General features: G+C 72.6%; 18 protein-coding genes. 9 read left to right on the plus strand and 9 right to left on the minus strand.

Translation table 11 applies throughout. The annotated features are described in order from the left end of the window. Window positions 1-114 precede the first annotated feature (114 nt). The 3 genes from ABEA43_RS45575 to ABEA43_RS45585 all read left to right on the plus strand — a co-directional run bounded on the left by ABEA43_RS45575 (window position 115) and on the right by ABEA43_RS45585 (window position 2,015). On the plus strand, window positions 115-666 hold the full coding sequence (locus ABEA43_RS45575; protein ID WP_345572308.1) for a carboxymuconolactone decarboxylase family protein: 552 nt from the start codon (window positions 115-117) through the stop codon (window positions 664-666). A gap of 109 nt (window positions 667-775) precedes the next feature. Then, window positions 776-1,345 (plus strand): hypothetical protein, encoded by a 570-nt coding sequence (locus ABEA43_RS45580; RefSeq protein WP_345572309.1) that lies wholly within the window; start codon window positions 776-778, stop codon window positions 1,343-1,345. Beyond that, complete coding sequence (locus ABEA43_RS45585) at window positions 1,326-2,015, plus strand: hypothetical protein (RefSeq protein ID WP_345572310.1); 690 nt, start codon at window positions 1,326-1,328, stop codon at window positions 2,013-2,015. Before ABEA43_RS45580 ends, ABEA43_RS45585 begins: the two co-directional genes overlap by 20 nt. Window positions 2,016-2,087: 72 nt before the next feature. Here ABEA43_RS45585 and ABEA43_RS45590 read toward each other — a convergent pair whose 3' ends face one another. After that, entirely contained in the window at window positions 2,088-2,441 is a 354-nt protein-coding gene (locus ABEA43_RS45590; RefSeq protein ID WP_345572311.1) for an FG-GAP repeat domain-containing protein, read from the minus strand. 615 nt (window positions 2,442-3,056) lie between these two features. Here ABEA43_RS45590 and ABEA43_RS45595 point away from each other — a divergent pair. Both ABEA43_RS45595 and ABEA43_RS45600 read left to right on the plus strand, forming a co-directional pair. Then, window positions 3,057-3,905: an aminoglycoside phosphotransferase/kinase family protein gene (locus ABEA43_RS45595; protein ID WP_345572312.1), complete on the plus strand. Its 849-nt coding sequence runs from the start codon at window positions 3,057-3,059 to the stop codon at window positions 3,903-3,905. A 73-nt stretch (window positions 3,906-3,978) separates the two neighbouring features. After that, complete coding sequence (locus ABEA43_RS45600) at window positions 3,979-4,677, plus strand: DUF5666 domain-containing protein (RefSeq protein WP_345572313.1); 699 nt, start codon at window positions 3,979-3,981, stop codon at window positions 4,675-4,677. Between the two features lie 84 nt (window positions 4,678-4,761). On the opposite strand, the gene ABEA43_RS45605 is transcribed toward ABEA43_RS45600, so the two are convergent. Beyond that, window positions 4,762-5,421 carry a DJ-1/PfpI family protein gene (locus ABEA43_RS45605; protein WP_345572314.1) on the minus strand — a complete coding sequence of 220 codons (660 nt, stop codon included), beginning with the start codon at window positions 5,419-5,421 and terminating at the stop codon, window positions 4,762-4,764. 187 nt (window positions 5,422-5,608) lie between these two features. On the opposite strand from ABEA43_RS45605, the gene ABEA43_RS45610 reads away from it, so the two are divergent. Beyond that, a complete protein-coding gene (locus tag ABEA43_RS45610) occupies window positions 5,609-6,556 on the plus strand; it encodes a GlxA family transcriptional regulator (RefSeq protein WP_345572315.1) in 948 nt (315 codons plus the stop codon). 39 nt (window positions 6,557-6,595) lie between these two features. Then, window positions 6,596-7,036, plus strand: coding sequence for a hypothetical protein (locus ABEA43_RS45615; protein ID WP_345572316.1), 441 nt, complete (start codon window positions 6,596-6,598; stop codon window positions 7,034-7,036). On the opposite strand, the gene ABEA43_RS45620 is transcribed toward ABEA43_RS45615, so the two are convergent. The 6 genes from ABEA43_RS45620 to ABEA43_RS45645 all read right to left on the minus strand — a co-directional run bounded on the left by ABEA43_RS45620 (window position 6,987) and on the right by ABEA43_RS45645 (window position 12,328). Continuing rightward, complete coding sequence (locus ABEA43_RS45620; RefSeq protein ID WP_345572317.1) at window positions 6,987-8,252, minus strand: alpha/beta hydrolase; 1,266 nt, start codon at window positions 8,250-8,252, stop codon at window positions 6,987-6,989. The genes ABEA43_RS45615 and ABEA43_RS45620 overlap by 50 nt on opposite strands. 67 nt (window positions 8,253-8,319) lie before the next feature. Next, window positions 8,320-8,925 carry a DUF1707 SHOCT-like domain-containing protein gene (locus ABEA43_RS45625; RefSeq protein ID WP_345572318.1) on the minus strand — a complete coding sequence of 202 codons (606 nt, stop codon included), beginning with the start codon at window positions 8,923-8,925 and terminating at the stop codon, window positions 8,320-8,322. After that, window positions 8,922-9,725: an ABC transporter permease gene (locus ABEA43_RS45630; RefSeq protein ID WP_345572319.1), complete on the minus strand. Its 804-nt coding sequence runs from the start codon at window positions 9,723-9,725 to the stop codon at window positions 8,922-8,924. The genes ABEA43_RS45625 and ABEA43_RS45630 overlap by 4 nt, the downstream gene beginning before the upstream one ends. Further along, window positions 9,722-10,687, minus strand: coding sequence for an ATP-binding cassette domain-containing protein (locus ABEA43_RS45635; RefSeq protein WP_345572320.1), 966 nt, complete (start codon window positions 10,685-10,687; stop codon window positions 9,722-9,724). Before ABEA43_RS45635 ends, ABEA43_RS45630 begins: the two co-directional genes overlap by 4 nt. 30 nt (window positions 10,688-10,717) lie before the next feature. Continuing rightward, the gene (locus ABEA43_RS45640) at window positions 10,718-11,620 is read right to left on the minus strand and encodes a DUF4097 family beta strand repeat-containing protein (protein ID WP_345572321.1); all 903 of its coding nucleotides are present in this window, start codon (window positions 11,618-11,620) and stop codon (window positions 10,718-10,720) included. A 195-nt stretch (window positions 11,621-11,815) separates the two neighbouring features. Next, on the minus strand, window positions 11,816-12,328 hold the full coding sequence (locus ABEA43_RS45645; protein WP_345572322.1) for a toxin-antitoxin system HicB family antitoxin: 513 nt from the start codon (window positions 12,326-12,328) through the stop codon (window positions 11,816-11,818). A 193-nt stretch (window positions 12,329-12,521) separates the two neighbouring features. Between ABEA43_RS45645 and ABEA43_RS45650 the strand changes: the two genes are divergently transcribed. Next, window positions 12,522-13,766, plus strand: a complete 1,245-nt coding sequence (locus ABEA43_RS45650; RefSeq protein WP_345572323.1) for a serine hydrolase domain-containing protein — start codon at window positions 12,522-12,524, stop codon at window positions 13,764-13,766. A 274-nt stretch (window positions 13,767-14,040) separates the two neighbouring features. Continuing rightward, window positions 14,041-14,475 (plus strand): nitroreductase family deazaflavin-dependent oxidoreductase, encoded by a 435-nt coding sequence (locus ABEA43_RS45655; protein ID WP_345572324.1) that lies wholly within the window; start codon window positions 14,041-14,043, stop codon window positions 14,473-14,475. A 19-nt stretch (window positions 14,476-14,494) separates the two neighbouring features. On the opposite strand, the gene ABEA43_RS45660 is transcribed toward ABEA43_RS45655, so the two are convergent. Next, window positions 14,495-15,019, minus strand: coding sequence for a hemerythrin domain-containing protein (locus tag ABEA43_RS45660; protein ID WP_345572325.1), 525 nt, complete (start codon window positions 15,017-15,019; stop codon window positions 14,495-14,497). Window positions 15,020-15,137: the final 118 nt, after the last annotated feature.

The raw sequence follows: 15,137 nt of genomic DNA on the forward strand, positions 1-15,137 counted from the left end.
CGGGGCACTTCCCTCGGAGGGAATTGGAACGCCGCCCGCCCGGCCCGACAGTGGTGCTGCCGGTGCGGGAGAGCCCCGCCGGAGTCACCACGCAACGTCGCCCGGAGGCCCGCGATGACCGTCTTCCCCGTCCACTCGGCCGGCTCGGCCCCGCAGCAGTCCCAGCAGCCGCTGGACGAGCTGCGGCAACGAGTGGGGTTCATCCCCAACCTGGCCGCCACGATGGCCGAAGCTCCCACCACGATGGACGGATTCAACCAGTTGCAGCGCGCGCTGGCGCACAGCACGATCACCGCCGCCGAGCGCGAGGTCGTCGGCGTCACGGTCAGCGTCGCCAACCGCTGCCCCTACTCCGTGGCCGCGCACTCCGCCTTCGCCGCGCGCGCCGGCGTGTCACCCGAGGTGATCGCGGCCCTGCGCGCGGGCAAGGACGACCTGCCGGAGGAGAAGGCGGCCGCGCTGAGCGCGTTCACGAAGGCGCTGCTGCGCTCCGGCGGGCTCGTGGACCGGGCCGAGATCGACGCGCTGCTCGGCCATGGCTATTCGCCTGCGCAGGTTCTGGAGGTGATCACCCAGGCCGTGTACACGACCATGGCGAACTGGGTCGCCAACGCGACCGGCGCGCCCCTCGACGATGCGCTGGCCGCCCACGCCTGGACCGCCTGAGGTCCGCGCGGGACCGCCCGAGGCTGCGCGCGGAACCGCCTGAGGTCCGCGCGCGGAACCGCCCGAGGCTGCGCGCGGAACCGCCCGAGGTCTGCGCGTGGAGCCGCCTGTGGACCGCGTGCCGGGCCGGTACGCTGTGGCGGTGATCAACGTGGTCGAGTGGACCAGGCTGGCGCCGTGGCGGGTCGCCCGCTCCCGCCTCGGCCACGGCCAGACGGTGATCGTCAAGTGGGCCGGCCCCCACGTCGCCGGCGGGCGCACCGACGGGTGGCGGCTGCGCACGGAGGTGGCCGCCCTCAGATTCCTGTCGGAGGACCTCGGGGTGCTCCTGGCCCCGCGCGTGCTGGCCGAGGACCTGCCGGCCGGCTGGATCGTGCTGGAGGATCTCGCGCCGCGCACCGCGCTGGACGAGCTGCTGCGCCGGGACGGCGCCGGCCCGCATCTCGCCCGGCTGACCGCTTTCGCCCGCGCCCGGGGCGAGCTCGGCGCGCTCACCGCCGGCCGGGCGGAGCCGTACTATCGGCGCCGCCATGCTCGGGCCGGGCGACCCCGACGCCGACCGGCTTGGGCAGGTCGCGGCGGTGCGCTCGGAAGGGCTGCCGCGAGCCGAGGCGCTCGGGGTCCCGGTCTCCGGCGCGGTCTCGCGGGAGGTGGGCCTGATGCTGGCGGAGCTGGCTGAGCCGGGGCCGTTCCTGGCGTTCAGCAACAACGATCCGGAGGCCAACAACGTCCTGGTGCAGCCCAGCGGACCGGCCGATCCGCGCCTGATCGACTTCGAGTTCGCCGGCTTCACCCACGCACTGAACGACGCCGTCTGCCTGCACGTGCCAGGCCCGGCCTGGATGTCGGTGCGCATGGCCACCTCGGCGGGCTCGGCGGGCTCGGCGGAGTCGGCGGGCTCGGCCGGCTCAGCGAGGTCGGTCGGGTCGGTCGGCTCAGCGGGATCGGTCGGCTCGGTCGGCTCAGCGGGATCGGTCGGCTCGGTCGGCTCAGCGGGATCGGTCGGCTCGGCGGGGTCGCCGGCCGAGGCCTATCGGCGCGCCCTGGCCGCCGGGGTGCCGCAGGCCGAGGACGACCTGCGCTATGGCGTGGCGCTGGGGGCGGCGTGCCTGGCGTACGCGCTGGTCCGCTTGTCGCGTCTGCCCACGCTGGACGCCCGCCCGGCCGGGGACGCCAGCCGTGCCCAGCTCGTCTCGACCCTGGAGGCGGCCGCCGGCACCGCCGCATCCCATCGGGCCCTGCCGCAGCTGGCCGGCTGGTGCCGGCGCCTGGCCGGGGCGCTGCGCCGCCGGTGGCCGGACGCCGACGTGGACGTCACGGCGCTGGCTCCGTACACACCGCGGCACTAATCCGTACGCAGCGCGGCATCAAGGCGTACGGCGGGTACGGCCCGGAGGCTGCCGGGCCGCACTCGCCGGTTTCTAGTTGCCGCCGCGGTTCAGCCAGGCGCGGACCGCGCCGCCGTTGTAGACGACCAGGTAGTCAGCTTTGCCGTCACCGCTGATGTCGGCGAACTCGACGTACTCCCGCGGGTAGTCGGACGCGTGGGCCCAGTCGTACCGGGCCTCGAAGCTGCCGTTGCCCCCGCCACCGCGGTTGAGGAAGGCATGCACCGCGCCCTCGACGCTGACCTGCAGGTAGTCGGCCGCGCCCTCACCGTCACCGTCGGCGAACCGGACGGCCGCCAGCGACGAGCCCCGGGGGCCGCCGGCCCAGTTGAGCCACAGCGGCCAGTACGAGGCTCCGCGTTGCCGGTGCCGCCTCCGGGGTGCCACCGGTTCTGGTACACGTGGACCGCGCCCTCCGCGCTGACCCGCAGGATGTCGTCGCGCCCGTCCCCGTTGAGGTCGGCGAAGCGCAGCGCGATGCCGGTGCTCGTCATCGACAGTTGCCCGTGGAAGTCGGGCCAGTTGTCGAAGTCCTCGCCGCCTCCCTCCATGCCGTGCGGATTGTCCTGGAAGTCCTGGCGGAAGGTGTCGCTGAGACGCGGGTTGCGGTTCTGCGTCTCCTCGAGGTTCCGGCGCATCTCCTCCCAGTCGTACTTGTCCCCCTCCAGGCTCAGGGTGACGGACTCCGCCGCCACGGCCACGGAGAACGTCCCGGCTGGGCCGCTCGGCACGGCGAACCGCGGCGCCGCCGCCGTCACCGGGGGCGTCAGGCCCAGTAGCAGAGCCGCCACCATGGACCTGATCAAGGCCAGGCGACCGGTCGTTCTCCGCGTGTTCACGCACACTCCCGCGTTCGGGGAGTTGATCATGCCAAGCGCGGAGGATAGCGGCGTGAATGTGCCCTTTACGCTCGCGGTGCGTTGATAACGAGCTGAAAGCCCCACCTGCCCGAAGCTCGCCGCCGCTATCATGATCCGCCCGGCCCGCTACCCAAAGGGACACATGGACTCCGCCACGTACGTCGAACCGCCCGGACCCCAGACCGAGATCCCGCTGCTCGGCGGTGACGTCACCGAGGGGGTCGTGCGTGCGGGCGAGACCGTGCGCCGCACCGCCGGCCCCAACGCCCCGCTCGTCCATGCGCTGCTGCACCATCTGGAGGCGATCGGGTTCGCGGGCGCTCCGCGGTTCCTGGGCTTCGACGCGGCCGGGCGCGAGGTGCTGACGTTCGTCCATGGGGAGGTCGCGGGCCGGCCGCGGCCGGCGTGGCTCGCCGACGAAGGGCGGCTGGCCTCGGTGGGGCGGCTCGTGCGCGCGTACGACGACGCCGCCGCGAGCTTCGTGCCGCCCGAGGGCGTACGCCCGGCCTACGGGCCCTCCGAGACGCCCGGCATGCCGCCCGCGCCGCCCTACCCGCCGGAGCTGGTGGGGCACATGGACTACACACCCGACAACATCGTGTTCAGGGACGGCGCGGCGGCCGCGCTGATCGACTTCGACATCGCGAAGCCGGTCACCCGGGTGGACGAGGTCTTCAACGCGATGCTCTACTGGGCGCCCGTGGGCGACCCGGTGGACGCCGATCCGCTGCTGCGCGAGGTGGACGTGCCGCGCCGCTGCCGGATCCTCGCCGACGCCTACGGGATGTCCGGCACCGACCGCTCCCGGCTCGTCGAGGTGGGCGTGCTGCGGACGCGGCGGGCGTGGTTCTCGATGAAGCGGATGGCCGAGGAGCAGGGCGGCGGGTGGGCGCGGATGTGGGACGAGGGCGTCGGCGACCAGATCAAGCGGCGCGAGGCCTGGCTCGACCGCAACGGCGCGGCCCTCGACGCGGCGCTGACCGCCCCGTAAGACGCTGCGTTTACAGAGGTCTTAGCCCGCTCGGTGCACAGTTGTGGCGTTGTATACCTTTCGGGAGGACGAGATGATCCCTGGGCCGGACGGATTCAGCACCGAGGAAACACTGACGAACGAACCGCCCAGGCGCCGCCTCCCCCGTTCTCTGCTGCTCGTGGCCACCACCGCGCTGGTCGTGGTCACGGGGGCGGGCGTCGCCGCCGCCGCGGTGTTCTCCCCCTCGCCGTCGCCCACGCCGACGGTGAGTGACACGGCCAGCCCGTCCGCGACCCCTTCCGAGCGGACACCGGGGCAGGATCGCGGCTGGGGCCGCAAGCTCGGCCTCGGCGGCCCCGCGCTCCACGGCGAGTTCGTCGTGCCCGACGGCGAGGGCACGTACGTGACCGTCGCCACCCAGTACGGCGACGTCACGGCGGTGGACCAGGACTCGATCACGGTCAAGAGCGAGGACGGCTACACGAAGGAGTACGCGGTCAACGCCGACACCCGGATCAACCGTGGCGGCGATGGGGTCGACACGCTGAAGGCCGGCCAGAAGGTCACGGTCATGGCGAAGGTGGACGGCGGGACGGCCACGGCCGTCAGGATCCGCGACACGACCCTGCGCGAGGGGCGCGGCTACGGGCAGCGCGATGGACAAGGGGATGAGCAGGGCTGGCGCGGCGACGGTGGCCGCCGGCACCGGCCCGGCCAGCCGCCGACCTCATCACCCACCCCTTCCGACGCCACCCCGTCGCCGACCACGACCACGACCGCGACTTCCTGACCTGACCCGACCTGACCCGACCTGGACCGACCCGCCCCGGCCTGGCCTGGCCTGGCCTGGCCTGGCCTGGCCTGACGGGGAGGGTCACAGGGCGGCGGGGGCCGGGCCGTGGCTGCGCCAGACGGTGCCGCGGCGCTCGTGGGCGAACAGTCCCTCGACCGCATGGGCGATCTGCGGGCCGATCTCGCGTTCCAGCAGGTAGAGGCTCAGGTCGAGGCCGGAGGTGATGCCGGCGCCGGTGACCAGGTCGCCGTCGTCCACGACGCGGGCGCGTACCGCGTGGGCGCCCGTGGCGCCCAGCACGTCCAGGCCCAGGTGGTTGGTGGTCGCGCACCGGCCCTCCAGCAGCCCGGCCATGGCCAGCACGAGCGAGCCGCCGCACACCGTGGCGACCGTCACGCGCGGGTCGGCCATCGCCGCCTTCAGCAGCCCGGGCAGAGCGGTGGAGAGGGTACGGCCCAGCAGGACGGAGACGTGCTCGTCCCCATCGGCGCCCGGGTCCTCGCTGACACGGCCGGCGGCGCCGGGGACGAGGACCAGTCCCGGGCGGCCCGGGTCGAGGGCCGCGGTGGCGCGCAGTGCCAGGCCACCCGTACCGCTGATCACCTCCCGCGGCCCCTCGGCCGAGACGAGCTCCACGCTGACCGCCCCCGCGGAGGCGGCGCCACCGGCGTGCAACACCTCGAAGGGGGCGATGACGTCGAGCGGGTCGAAGCCGTCGAACAGAACGATCTGAGCGTGCATGCGGTGGTCCTCCGATGGTCGAGCGCCTGATTCGCCTCGACGGTAGCCGGGCCGGAGCGGCGCGGCCCAGTGGCATTAGTGACGGTGTTCAACGGAATATCGCCATCCGCTGTTAGAGGTAAGCGACCTGCTCAGATGCGTGCCGGCGAGCATGGGCGGGTGCTCGGCGGACGGGTATGTTCTGGACATGCACACCGTCGCCGTCCTCGCGCTCCCGCAGGTGATCCCGTTCGATCTGGCCACGCCGATCGAGGTGTTCACCCGCACCCGCCTGCCGGACGGGCGGCCCGGCTACCAGATCCGCGTCTGCGCGGCGGAGCCGGAGATCGACGCCGGCGCCTTCGTGCTGCGCGCGCCCTGGGGGCTGGACGGGCTCAAGGGCGCGGACACCGTCATCGTGCCCGGCACCGCCGACCCCACGGTGCCCCTCCCGCCCGGCGTCGGCGCGGCACTGCGCGAGGCCGCCGCCGCGGGCACCCGTATCGCCTCCATCTGCTCGGGCACCTTCCTGCTGGCGGCCACCGGGCTGCTCGACGGCCTGCGCGCGACCACCCACTGGCTCGCCGCGCCCCGGCTCGCCGCCGCCTACCCGGACATCGACGTCGACCCCGGCGTGCTGTACGTCGACAACGGCCAGATCCTCACCTCCGCGGGCGCGGCGGCCGGGCTCGACCTGTGCCTGCACCTGATCCGCCGCGACTACGGCTCGGCCGTGGCCGCCGACGCCGCGCGCCTGTCGGTGATGCCGCTGGAGCGTGAGGGCGGGCAGGCGCAGTTCATCGTCCACGATCACACGCCCAGCCCGAAAGGCGTCGTCCTGGAGCCCGTGCTCGACTGGCTGCGCGACAACCTCGCCCGCGAGCTCACCCTCGACGAGATCGCCGCGCACGCCGGGGTCAGCACCCGTACGCTGATGCGCCGCTTCCGCGAGCAGACCGGCACCACGCCGCTCCAGTGGCTGCACCGCGCCCGCGTCCGCCAGGCGCAGCACCTGCTGGAGACCACCCGGCACTCCGTCGAGCGCATCGGCGCCCAGGTCGGCTTCGGCTCGCCCACCGCCTTCCGGGATCGCTTCAAGCGCACCACCGGCGTCAGCCCGCACACCTATCGCCGCACGTTCAGCAGCCCCGGTTAGCCTCTGGCGGGGGCGATGCCGGCATGTCACCATTCATGGATGATCGTGTCGTCCGGCGAGAACCCGAGCCCGCGGCTCCTGCCCGCCGCCGTAGCCGGGATCATCCTTCCCGTCGGCCTGTTCGCGTGGGCGGCGCTGATGACCCGATTCTTTCCCGACTCCCACCACTGCGGGGAGTACACCGGATGCATCGGTTTTCTCGCCGAGGCGTGGGATGTCGGGCGGTGGGTGGCGATCGTCCTGGCGTGGCCGCTGCTCCACCTCTTGCGGGTACGGCCGGCGTGGCCCGTCGCCGTGCTGGCGGGCGCGTTCCTGCTGGTGATCTGGTGGGTCGCCGGGATGCTGCGGCTGGATCACGCTTTCACCGTCGTCGTCTTCAGCGGCCTGCTCGCCTATCCGGCCGCGGCCTGGCCGGCCGGAAGAATGCGGATCAGTCGCCGGATGCCCGAACCGCCGTCAGCCACTCGGCGACGTCCGTGATGACGGCCGGATCGACGTGCTGGGGCGGGCCGTATCCGGCCGGCGTGGACGGTCCGGTGCCGGGGAAGAACAGGTGGTCGTCCGCGTCGTACACGCGGATCGTGACGCCGGGCCGGTCGGCCAGGCCCTTCCGCCAGCCGGCCAGATCGTGCTCGACGGTCACCTGGTAGTCGCGGCCGCCCTGGAGGATGAGCATCGGCTGGGGGATGGTCGCCGCGGTCGCGACGGGGTCGTAGCCGCGCAGGTCGAGCCAGTACGCGCCGGAGAAGCCGAACGGCAGGTCCGCCGCCGGCGTCGCGGGCGACAGGCCGGGGCCGTCGACCACGGCCGCCTGCCGGATGATCGTCTCGACGGCGGCGTCGGCGGCCGGGCCGGGGTCCAGCGCGGCGAGATGGCGGACGACGCGGACGGCGGCCCGATGCATCGGCTGGGTGTCGCCCGCCAGGATCACCAGGCCCGCCAGCGACTTCTCGGCGACCGCGACACGGGGGGCCACTTTGCCGCCCATGCTGTGGCCGAGCACGAACACCCGCTCCGGGTCCACGCCCGGCTCGCGCTGGAGCAGGCGGATCGCGGCGACGGCGTGCGGGACGTACTCGTCGCCCATGGTGAAGTCCTGGGCCTTCGCCACCTGGGCGGCGTGGGCGTGGGTCACCTTGTCGAACCTGAGCACCGCCACTCCGCGCCCGGCCAGCCCCCAGGCCAGGTCCTTCAGCGGCTTGTTCGCGCCGGTGGTGGCGTCGCGGTCGAACGGCCCGCCGCCGGCGAGCAGCACCACGGCGGGCCGCCGGCCGTCCCCGCGCGGCAGGGTCAGCGTCCCCGGCACGGCGAGCGGGCCGTCGCCGACCGTGACCTCCCGCTCCTCGAAACCGGCGGGGCCGGCGTAGGGAGGCGGCTCCCACTGCGGGGCGCCCGCGCGCACGAACTGCAACCCGGTCAGCAGGCCCGCCTCGTCGACCGGCATGACCACCGTGAACTCCCCGCGCTCGCACCCCACCAGGACGCTCACCCGTGCCGCCCCGTCGCCGACCGGCTGTCCTGCGGTGGAAACGGGCCCGTTCGCGGCCAGCTCGGCGGACCAGGCCGCGCGCAGCGCCTCCGCCGGCACCTGGGCGCGCAGCGAGGGCGCGAACAGCTCCACCATCTCCGTGAAGCGGCCCTCACGGGCCAGGTCCACGAACGTCGTGGCGGTCGCCACCGGATCGGCTTCCCTCATGACCCCTACCTTTCTCGCTTTTGGAGAAAGGTAGCACGGTCTGAGATCGTAGTGCGGGCGGGTTCGGTCAGCGGGCGGCTCTGCGCCAGGTGTTCGCCTGCTTGATCTTCAGGCGGCCGTAGCCCAGCTCGCCGGTGACCCGGATGTGTGGCCGTCCCGGGCGCGTGCGCTGCGACGCCGTGCAGGTCACACGGCCCCATTCGGTACGTGTGCCGTCGGCGTTCGCGCTCGCGCCGGGCGGGAGGATGATCGTGGCGGAGCCGTACGCGAGCCGGAGCTCGATGTCGATCTCCGGATGGTCGATCACGGCCCGCGACAGGTCGAGCCGTACGCCGCCGTACTCGGAGTCGATCCGCAGGATGCGCGGGACCCGCCACTCCCCCGAGCGCTCGATGCGCGCGCCCGTGGTGGTGAGCCGGACGGCCTCTTCGGTCAGGCCCGCGAAGGCGGGCTTCAGGTCGCCGCGGGAGGTGGCGGTGAGCGCCAGTTCGAGGCGCGCCTCCATCTCGCCGGAGGTGAGCCGGCCGTCGGCGAACGCCTGCTGGAGCCGCTGGACGGCCGTTTCGCGTTCCGTGTCGGAGACGCGAATGAGGTCCGTGTCGGAGACGCGTATGAGATCGGCGTTGGTGTCGGAGACCCGTACGAGGTTCGTCCAGTGCTTGATTGTCGTCATCGGCTGACCGTCCGCTGGTAGAGCCGGGTGGCCAGCGGCATGAACACCACGAGCAGCAGCGCCGACCAGAGCAGCGCGGCCGGGACCGCGTGCTGGAGTGGCCACGCGCTCGGCACGGGCATGGCGGGGTTGGTGTTGCCGAACAGCTCGCGCACGGCCTGGACCAGCGTGGAGACGGGGTTCCATTCGGCGATCAGCTTGAGCGGGCCGGGCAGCTGGGACGTGTCCACGAACGCGTTCGACAGGAACACCAGCGGCATCGAGACGACGGTGGCGATGTTGTTGAACACCTCGGGCGTGCGCAGGGTCAGCGCGACCGTCGCCGTCACCCAGGAGAAGGCGTACGCGAACAGCAACAGCAGCAGGAAGCCGAGCACGGCCTCGTGGGGCGCGGAGTGGATCCGCCAGCCGACCAGCAGCCCGACGAGCGCCATGGTGACGATGCTGGTCACGTTCATGATCACGTCGCTGACCGTCTGGCCGACGAGCACCGCCGACGGGGACATCGGCAGCGTGCGGAACCGGTCGAAGATGCCCTTCTGCAGGTCCTGCGTGAGCGTGTAGCCGGTGATCTGCGCGCTGGTGACGATCGTCTGGACGAAGATCCCCGGCAGCAGGAACTCCTGGTACGACATGCCGGGCACGTCGATCATGCTGCCGAAGACGTACGCGAACAGCAGCACGAACACGATCGGGAGCGTGATCACCCCGCCCAGCAGGTCAGGCGCTCGCTTGATCTTGAGTGCGTTGCGTTTGGTGATCGTCATGCCGTCGGCGATCGCCAGCTGGAGGGTGTTCATCGGGCGTTCTCCTTGATCAGCTCGCTCGCCTCGTGCCCGGTCAGGGTGAGGAACACGTCGTCCAGGGTGGGCCGCCGCAGCCCCGCGTCGCGTACGGCGATCCGTTCTGCGGCCAGGTGGCTCAGCGCCCAGGTGAGCGAGGCCGCACCGTCGCTGACCGGGATCGTCACCCGGAACCCGGCGGCGTCGGTCTGGATGCCGTCGGTGGCCAGGGGCGCCAGCATCCGCCGGGCGCTCTCCAGGTCCGCCGCGCTCGTCACCGTCACCTCGATGCGGTCGCCGCCGACCTGGCCCTTGAGCTCGTCGGCGGTGCCGAGGGCGATCACCCGGCCGTGGTCGACCACCGCGATCCGGTCGGCCAGCCGGTCGGCCTCCTCCATGTACTGGGTGGTGAGCAGCACGGTCGTGCCGTTCTTGACCAGCTCGGCGATGACGTCCCACAGGCTCGCGCGGGCTCTGGGGTCCAGCCCGGTCGTGGGCTCGTCCAGGAACAGCACCGGCGGATCGGCGACCAGAGCACCCGCCAGGTCGAGCCGGCGGCGCATGCCTCCCGAGTAGCCCCGCACTGGACGGTCGCCCGCCTCGGTGAGGTCGAAGCGTTCGAGCAGCTCGCGGGCGCGTTCCTTGCTGCGTTTGACGCCCAGGTGGTAGAGGCGGCCGACCATCTCCAGGTTCTCGGCGCCGGTGAGGTGGTCGTCGACGGCGGCGTACTGGCCGGAGGCCCCCATGCGGGAGCGCAGCGGGCGGGCGTCGCGTACGACGTCGAAGCCCGCGACCGTGGCCCGGCCGGCGTCCGGCAGTAACAGGGTGGTCAGGATGCGGACGGTCGTGGTCTTTCCCGCGCCGTTGGGGCCGAGCAGGCCGAACACGGTGCCCTCGGGGACCGACAGATCCATCCCGTCGAGGGCCACCACGTCGCCGTACTTCTTGACCAGGCCTTCCGCTTCGATTGCCGGTGGCATATGAGCTCTCCTCTGTGGTTTCTGGAACTTCTAGGAGCGGTGGATCACGATGTCGCCGTACGAGGTGTGGGCGCGTACCTCGACGGTCTGGTCGGAGTGGGCGGGGCCGTCGCAGGTGTCCAGGGAGACGTCCACGGTGCCGTACGTGGAGCTGACGTCCAGCCAGGCGGCGCTGCCTTCGCGGATCCCGAGGTCCAGCGCGCCGCCCGAGGTCTCCATGACGACCGAGCCCGACACGACCTCGCCGATCCGGACGCTGCCGTACGCGGTCTTGGCGGCTACTCCGGCCAGGGCGCGGCCGACGGTGATGTCGCCGTACGCGGTGTTCAGCCGCAGGTCACCGGTCACGTCTCCGAGGCTGAGGTCGCCGTTGGAGGTCTTCACCACGGCGGTGCCGTCGATCTCGCCGATCCGTATGTTGCCGTTGGAGGTGGTGACGTCGGCGTGCCCGGTGGCCTTGGCCACCCTGATGTCGCCGGACCCCGTCTTGAGCCGCAGCCGGTCGGTCTGGTCGAGCTGGACGTCGCCGTAGGACGTCGTGAACTTCACCTCGCCCAGACGGCCCCTGCAGCGGAAGTCCGCCGCCGCGTTCGCCTCGACATGGGATCCGGCCGGCAGGTCGATCGTCACGGTGACCGAGCCGCCCCAGCCGAGCAGCGAGCGCGCCCACTTCATCGGCCCCTCGACCAGCAGGTCGAGCGGGCCGCCCCGCACCGGTGGGATGGTCCGCTCGGTGGGCGCCTTCACCAGCAGGGTTCCATCGGTGTACTCGATCTGGGTGCGCTCGGCGGCGTGCACGTCGGTGTCGTCGAACTGGTCGCTGGGGCGCACCTCGACGACCGTGTCGGTGCGGTCGCTCGCGTTGATCCGGACCTTGGCGCTGGCGAGGTCGATGATGGCGGCGATGGGCTCGGGGGTGACGAACGTCGGCATGGCGGTCCCCTCATCTCGGCTTTCTGAATGGCGTTCTGGTCAGCGGGATATTCGGGCGCGGGGGCTGACGGCCGTCTCGCGCCTGGCTCGTCGGCGGGGGGGCTTGTCGGCTGTACGCGTCTGCTCGTCGGTGCGCTGGCTTGTCGGCCGTACGCCCGGCTTCGGGGTTTGTCGGCTGTACGCCCGGCTTCTGGGTCAGTGGACCCAGCCGGTGAAGCGCTGCCCGGTCCGGGGTTCCGCGCGCTGGTCCGAACGGCGGCCGGCGTCGCCGGGTCCGAGTGCGGCGGAGACGGCGCGGACGAGCCAGGCGTTGACCGAGAGCCCGTCACGGGCCGCCGCCTCCTCGATGCGCGGCTTGAGGTGTTCGGGGACGCGGAGCGAGATCCGCGAGGTCCCGCCCTCGTCGGCGTCCGGCTGAGGCGGCGGGGCAGGCGTCTCGGCGCTTGCGGTCTCGAACTGGCCGGCCGGTGGTGGCGTCACGACGAAGCCGGGGTCGCGTCCGCGCAGGCGTACCTCGACGGAACCGGGTGCGAGGTCGCGGGTGATCTCGTCCGCCGCCGCCGACAACGCTTCCAGCAGGGCGAGCCGGGTGGCCGACTCGAGCGTGGCGGCGAGACGCTCGGCCAGCGCGCGGGCTTCCTCGCCGCCAGCCCCGGCGGCGACGGCCAGCTCGCGGCGGAGATGGTCGACATAGGGCGCAAGGTCCATGACGCCACTATGACGTCATGATGGCGTCAATGCAAGCGGCCGAACGCCATGCCCATTGGCATCATGCCCTTGAACTGGTCTTTCGATTTTCAGATGGATGGCGTCAAGGTGACGCAGAGCGCGCTGACGACCTTGGCGGCGTACCCTTTGGCCGTGCGTACGAAGTGAGCGAGCGGGCGGTGATCGGCGGGCCATGAGTGCTGACGAGATGCGCGAGCGCCTGCAGGCGGCGGCCGACGACCTGGTGGCGAGCGGCGCGGAAGCGGGGCTGCAGGTCGCGGTGACGCGGCACGGCCGGATGGTGGCGGACGTGACCGCCGGCCGTGCCGCCACCCACCACGGGCACGGCGGGCCGACCAGCACCCGCCATGGGCACGGCGGGCCGGCCGACACCCGGCACGGGGACGGCAGTCCGGCCGGTGCTCGCCGCGGGGACGGCAGCTCGGCAAGCGCCCGCCGGGAGTCCCCGGTGGAGTCCAGCACGCTGTTCTACGCGGCTTCCACGGCCAAGGGCGTGGCCTCGGCGGTGGCTCACGTGCTCGTCGAGCGCGGGGAGCTCGCGTACGACCTGCGGGTGGCCGAGGTCTGGCCGGAGTTCGGCGTCCACGGCAAGGACGGGGTGACGCTCCGCCACATCCTGCTGCACACCGCCGGTGTCCCCGCCCCGCCGTACGACACGACGGTCGAGGATCTGTGCGACTGGGAGCACATGTGCGCGGTGCTCGCCAAGGCCGAGCCCTGGTGGAAGCCCGGCACCCGCTTCGGCTACCACGCGCAGACGTTCGGCTTCCTGCTCGGCGAGACCGTACGGCGGGCCACGGGACGAACCCTGTCGTGGTGGCTGCGCGAGGCCGTCACCCGTCCGCTCGGGGTCGAGGACGAGGTGCACTTCGGGGTTCCCGAGCCGCTGCTGGACCGGGTGGCCCTCCAGGAACCGCCGATCGGCCCGCCGCCCGCGGAGCCGGAGCCGGGATCCCCTGCCGATCGCGCGATTCCGCCCGGCATCCGGTCCGACGCCGCCTATGCCAACCGGGCGGACGTCCTCTCCGCCGACGTCTACGCGGCCGGCACGATGACCGCGCGCGGCGTGGCCCGCGTGTACGCGGCCCTGCTCGGCGACGTCGAGGGCGTCCGGCTCGTCTCGCCGGCGCGCCTGGGGGCCATGGCGGCGGTGCAGTACGAGGGCATGGACGAGGTCATGGGGTTCCCGACCACCTGGGCGTTCGGCTTCAGCACCTACCGTCCGGGGGACGGCGCGGCCCGATCGGGATCGACGTTCGGCATGGTCGGGATGAACGATTCGGCGGCCTACGCCGACATCGACTCGGGCGTGGCGGTGGCGGTGATGCGCAACCGCTTCGGCGGCGGGCTGGAGGCGTTGTCCCGGATCGGCCGCATCGTCAACGACGCCTTCCCCTCCCGCGGCCACTCAGGTTGACCCAGGCGCGATCCGGCGGCGGCCCGGACGCGATGGGGATGCGATCCGGCTGCTGTCCGGCGGCGAAGCGGACGCAATCCGGGCGATCCAGCGGCCGCCCAATGGTGACCCGGGCGATCCCGTACCGGCCCGATGGTCGAGGGGTGTGTCATAGTGCGATATTCACCTTTTTGATCATTCCAGGGAGCCCCATGCGCATGACGACAGCCGCACTCCCCGTGGCGACGGCCGCCTCCCCGTTCCGGCGGGCCGGCCGACTGCACGGAGCGGCCCGATGAGCCAGGAGCCGACCGACAGCCCGGCCGGGTGGGTGGCCAAGCACGTCAAGAGCTACGTCGAGTCCGGCGGCACCCGGGGCCACCTCTACCAGGGCGCGCCCACCCTGCTGATCACCACGACCGGCCGCCGTTCAGGTCTCCCCCGCCGTACCGCTCTCATCTACGGCCGCGACGGCGACCGCTACCTGGTGGTCGCCTCCAACGGCGGCGCCGACGACCACCCGCTCTGGTTCCACAACCTGCTCGCCCAGCCGCAGATCAGCGTGCAGGTCGGCGCCGAGGTGTTCGACGCCGAGGCCCGCCCGGCGGACGCCGACGAACGGCCCCGCCTGTGGGAGACGATGACCGGGATCTGGCGGCACTACACCGGCTACCAGCAAAAGGCGCCGAGGGAGATCCCCGTCGTGGTCATCGAGCGGATCCAGCCGTAGCCGCCGCTTCCGGGCCAGGTCACGCGGGTTCGCCGTCCTGGCCGCCGGGCGCGGTGGTGAGCAGGAAGCCGGGCGGTGAGAGGGTCCAGCCGGGGACGTTCAGGGCGTCGAGGGCCGCGACGATCTTCCGCTCCTCGTAGGTGAAGTGCGACTCCAGCAACGCGGCCAGGCCGTCCAGCTCGGCGCGCACGCGCCGAGGCTCGATCGTGCCGAGGCCGTCGAGCAGCTCCTGCAGCCGGTGCAGGATCTCGCTGACCTGCCGGTGGTCACGGCTCAGCTCCTGGAGCACGGGCCGCAGCTCCGGGAAGTGCCCGGCCAGGGCGGGGAACGCGCCGCCGTCCTCGCCGGTGTGATGGCGTTCCAGCACGGAACAGAAGGCCAGGCAGTGCGTACGCAGCTCGCGCGGCCGGTCGGCCCGCCCCGCCAGATGGGCGTCGACGTCCCGGCGGAGCCGGGCCAGCTCCTCGCGGAGCCAGAGATGCACGTCGATCAGCTGGGTGCCGAACGCGGTGAGGCGCTCGGCGGGTTTGACAGGTGGGTCCATGGGCGTCCCATGTTTGCGCGCCTCCATGCCCTCGGCGATCTGCTTGCCGGGTACACCGCGACGCTGACGTGGGATCCCATCACGCTTCCCGCCGGGCGTCAAACGGCGGATGGTTTGA

This window comes from Nonomuraea rosea (genome assembly GCF_039539705.1).
Classification (GTDB): domain Bacteria; phylum Actinomycetota; class Actinomycetes; order Streptosporangiales; family Streptosporangiaceae; genus Nonomuraea; species Nonomuraea rosea.

Coding starts and splice junctions, on each gene's coding strand:
- ABEA43_RS45585 (WP_345572310.1), top strand. CDS start 1,326: ATGCTGGCGGAGCTGGCTGAGCCGGGGCCGTTCCTGGCGTTCAGCAAC.
- ABEA43_RS45595 (WP_345572312.1), top strand. CDS start 3,057: ATGGACTCCGCCACGTACGTCGAACCGCCCGGACCCCAGACCGAGATC.
- ABEA43_RS45600 (WP_345572313.1), top strand. CDS start 3,979: ATGATCCCTGGGCCGGACGGATTCAGCACCGAGGAAACACTGACGAAC.
- ABEA43_RS45625 (WP_345572318.1), bottom strand. CDS start 8,925: ATGACGACAATCAAGCACTGGACGAACCTCGTACGGGTCTCCGACACC.
- ABEA43_RS45640 (WP_345572321.1), bottom strand. CDS start 11,620: ATGCCGACGTTCGTCACCCCCGAGCCCATCGCCGCCATCATCGACCTC.
- ABEA43_RS45635 (WP_345572320.1), bottom strand. CDS start 10,687: ATGCCACCGGCAATCGAAGCGGAAGGCCTGGTCAAGAAGTACGGCGAC.
- ABEA43_RS45660 (WP_345572325.1), bottom strand. CDS start 15,019: ATGGACCCACCTGTCAAACCCGCCGAGCGCCTCACCGCGTTCGGCACC.
- ABEA43_RS45575 (WP_345572308.1), top strand. CDS start 115: ATGACCGTCTTCCCCGTCCACTCGGCCGGCTCGGCCCCGCAGCAGTCC.
- ABEA43_RS45615 (WP_345572316.1), top strand. CDS start 6,596: ATGATCGTGTCGTCCGGCGAGAACCCGAGCCCGCGGCTCCTGCCCGCC.
- ABEA43_RS45630 (WP_345572319.1), bottom strand. CDS start 9,725: ATGAACACCCTCCAGCTGGCGATCGCCGACGGCATGACGATCACCAAA.
- ABEA43_RS45650 (WP_345572323.1), top strand. CDS start 12,522: ATGAGTGCTGACGAGATGCGCGAGCGCCTGCAGGCGGCGGCCGACGAC.
- ABEA43_RS45605 (WP_345572314.1), bottom strand. CDS start 5,421: ATGCACGCTCAGATCGTTCTGTTCGACGGCTTCGACCCGCTCGACGTC.
- ABEA43_RS45655 (WP_345572324.1), top strand. CDS start 14,041: ATGAGCCAGGAGCCGACCGACAGCCCGGCCGGGTGGGTGGCCAAGCAC.
- ABEA43_RS45620 (WP_345572317.1), bottom strand. CDS start 8,252: ATGAGGGAAGCCGATCCGGTGGCGACCGCCACGACGTTCGTGGACCTG.
- ABEA43_RS45610 (WP_345572315.1), top strand. CDS start 5,609: ATGCACACCGTCGCCGTCCTCGCGCTCCCGCAGGTGATCCCGTTCGAT.
- ABEA43_RS45645 (WP_345572322.1), bottom strand. CDS start 12,328: ATGGACCTTGCGCCCTATGTCGACCATCTCCGCCGCGAGCTGGCCGTC.